Annotated in this window: 3 protein-coding genes; 2 read left to right on the top strand and 1 reads right to left on the bottom strand. The window is 68.8% G+C overall.

The window, feature by feature from the left end:
* On the top strand, positions 1-661 hold a 661-nt coding region (locus G6027_RS14045; RefSeq protein ID WP_182637712.1), incomplete at its 5' end, for a DUF559 domain-containing protein.
* Positions 662-774: 113 nt separating this feature from the next.
* Here the strand turns inward: G6027_RS14045 and G6027_RS14040 are convergent.
* Complete coding sequence (locus G6027_RS14040) at positions 775-2,037, bottom strand: aspartate kinase (RefSeq protein WP_182637711.1); 1,263 nt, start codon at positions 2,035-2,037, stop codon at positions 775-777.
* 71 nt (positions 2,038-2,108) lie between these two features.
* Here G6027_RS14040 and G6027_RS14035 point away from each other — a divergent pair, with 71 nt between their 5' ends.
* Positions 2,109-2,975: a DMT family transporter gene (locus tag G6027_RS14035; RefSeq protein ID WP_182637710.1), complete on the top strand. Its 867-nt coding sequence runs from the start codon at positions 2,109-2,111 to the stop codon at positions 2,973-2,975.
* Positions 2,976-3,205: the final 230 nt, after the last annotated feature.

Genomic DNA, 3,205 nt, shown 5'->3' with positions numbered 1-3,205 from the left:
CGCCGACGCACACGGCCACCCGTTCCCGCCGCGGGACTACCCCGACGAGTTCGCCGCCGGCTCGACGCGGGTACGTCGGCCCGGCATGATCGGCCGCCAGTACACGATCCCACGGGAACACGTGTGCCACCTGACCGGAACCGCGGGTGCCGGCCTGGCCGCGAGCCCCGCATGGGCGCTGTTCGACATCGCGCGGCGAGGTGACCTGACGGACGCCGTCTGCGCGCTGGATGCGGGTCCGTCCATCGGCGTCGACCCGGAGCGCGACGTCCGGCCACTCGCGATGAACCCCCGACGGATACCCGGCAAACGACAGGTCCTGGCGGCGCTCGACCTGTGTGACATCGGCGCCCAGTCACCGTGGGAGACCCGGACCCGACTGTTCCTGATGAATCACGGTCTCACGGGGTTCGAGACGCAGGTGCCCGTGCCCGGCCTTCCTTATCACCTCGACCTCGGGCGCCGGGACCTCAAGGTCGGCGTCGAGTACGACGGCGAGTACCACCGCGACCCGGCGCAACACGCCAAGGACCTCACCCGCTGGAACCGACTTCGTCGCGCGGGATGGCTGGTCTACCCCCTCACCACCACGATGGTCACCCGCGACGCGCAGGCGACCTCCGCCGACATCCGGGCCGGCGTCCGCGAGCGCGGCGGCTGACGGCAGTGCGCCGGCTGACGGCATTGCGCCGACGAAAAGACAGTTCCGCACACTCGCTCTCGGGCGATATGTGCGGAACTGTCTTCTCGATGCGGGGGGAGCCTGGGCTCGGGTCAGCGGCCGGTGCCGGCGTAGACCTGGGCCTCCTCCTCGCCGCCGAGCTCGAACGCCGCATGCAGGGCGCGGACGCTCTCGGGGAGCTCCTCCTCGCGGACCAGCGCCGAGATGCGGATCTCCGAGGTGGAGATGAGCTCGATGTTGACCCCGGCCTCGGACAGCGACTCGCAGAACGTCGCGGTGACGCCCGGGTGCGACTTCATGCCGGCGCCGACCAGGGAGACCTTGCCGACGTTGTCGTCGTAGAGCACCTGGTCGATCCCGAGGTCGTCCTTGGCCTGTGAGAGCACCTCGACGGCCCTGGCCCCGACCTCACGCGGGCAGGTGAACGTGATGTCGGTCTTGCCCTCCGCCTTGGAGACGTTCTGCAGGACCATGTCGATGTTGATCTCGGCGTCGGCCACCACGCGGAAGATCTTGGCGGCGTACCCCGGCTGGTCCGGGATTCCGACGACCGTGATCTTGGCCTCCGAGGCGTCGTGAGCGACTCCGGTCAGGACTGCGTCTTCCACGGGGATGTCCTCCACTTTTCCGGCCACGAGCGTGCCCGGGTTGGTCGAATACGACGAGCGCACGCGCAGGGGCACGTGGTACCGGCGGGCGAACTCGACGCTCCGCAGGTTGAGGATCTTCGAACCGACGGCCGCCATCTCCAGCATCTCCTCGTACGAGATGGTGTCGAGCTTGCGGGCGTCGGGGACGATCCGGGGGTCGGCGGTGTAGATGCCGTCGACGTCCGAGTAGATCTCACAGACGTCGGCACCCAGCGCGGCCGCCATGGCCACCGCGGTGGTGTCCGAACCGCCACGACCGAGGGTCGTGACGTCGCGGGTCTCCCGGGACACGCCCTGGAACCCGGCGACCAGGGCGATCTTGCCCTGGTCGAGGGCGTCGCGGACCCGCCCCGGGGTGATGTCGATGATCCGGCTGTCGCCGTGCTTGGTGGTGGTGATGATCCCGGCCTGCGAGCCGGTGAACGAGTAGGCCTCCATCCCGAACGAACTGATGGCCATGGCCAGCAGCGCGTTGGAGATCCTCTCGCCCGAGGTCAGCAGCATGTCCATCTCGCGCTGCGGAGGCGCAGGGCAGACCTGGTCTGCCAGGTCCAACAACTCGTCGGTCGTGTCCCCCATCGCGGAGGCGACGACGACGACGTCGTTGCCCGCCTTTCTGGTCTCGACGATCCGTTCGGCCACCCGACGGATACGTTCTGCGGACTCCACGGAGGAGCCGCCGTACTTCTGCACTACGAGTGCCACGCGGTCACACCCTTCCGGTGTTGATCGGCTTAACGCAGCCCTACTTTACGGGAGGTGTTTACTCATCATCGATGACGGAAACCTGGGTGGCTGTGTTGTTGGCCCTCGCCTCCGCCCTCAGCCAGGCCTTCGGCACCGTAATGCGGCACCGGACCAAGGACCGTGCGCAGGGCCGGCTCGAGGGTCGTTTCGGCGTGCTGGCCAGCAGGTTCTGGTGGGCCGGCATGGGCATCAGCCTGGCCGGATTCGCCTTCCAGGGGCTGGCGTTGGCGTTCGGGTCGCTCATCCTGGTGCAGACCATCACAGTCCTCTCACTGACTTTCGCGCTCCCGCTCGGAGCCTGGGTGACCGGTCGGCGGGTCACCAAGACCGAGCTGTTCTGGGGTTACGTCCTGGCCGGGTGTGTTGTCGTCCTGGTGATCTATGGTCGGCCGACGGGGGGTGACGCCCATCCGCCCTGGTACGAGTGGGCTCTTGCGTGCGCCGGCGGGCTCGGGGCCATCGCCGTTCTGCTGCGCCTGTCCCGGAATCGCCGCCGCAACGGCAATCGGGCGCTGCTCCTGGGCGTCGCCGGCGGACTCGCCTTTGCCTATGTCGCGCTGCTCACCAAGGGCGTCGCCGACCGGTGGTACTCGGGCGGGCTGCTCGAGGTGTTCACCACGGGCGAGGTGTACGGACTGGTAGCGGCGGCGGTGATCGCGCTGACGCTGCAGCAGATGTCGTTCTCTGCGGGGGATGTGCACCAGGCGGTGCCCGCCTCCACCGTCACCACGCCGGTCGTCGCACTGGGACTGGGGGTGGTGGTGCTGGGCGAGTGGTTCACCGTCGACGGCCCGGAACTGGCAATCCTGGCCGCAACCCTCGTCCTGATGGTGGTGGCGACCGTGCGGTTGGCCAACAAGGAGGTCGACCGGGAGACGCAGTCGGTCCCCGGGTGACTCCGCACGCGTTCGATCCCGGGGCGACGCGCGCGGTGCGGAGTCGGTCCCGGGGCGACGCGTGCGGTTGAGGAGTCGGTCCCGGGGTAACGCGGGGGCAGTGGGCCGCGATTCCAGAGCCATGAGGACCCACCCCGAGCGGCAGCGAACGTCGATCCCATCACTTACGCTGAGCCTCATGCGTCTCACCCGCCCCAACGGCACCTTGAGCAACAGCCGCGCCGAGCAGG

Origin of the sequence: Dietzia sp. SLG310A2-38A2 (genome assembly GCF_014145095.1) — a bacterium.
Lineage (GTDB): Bacteria > Actinomycetota > Actinomycetes > Mycobacteriales > Mycobacteriaceae > Dietzia.
Note: the sequence above shows the minus strand (reverse complement) of the source record. Positions and strands in the feature narration are given on the sequence as shown.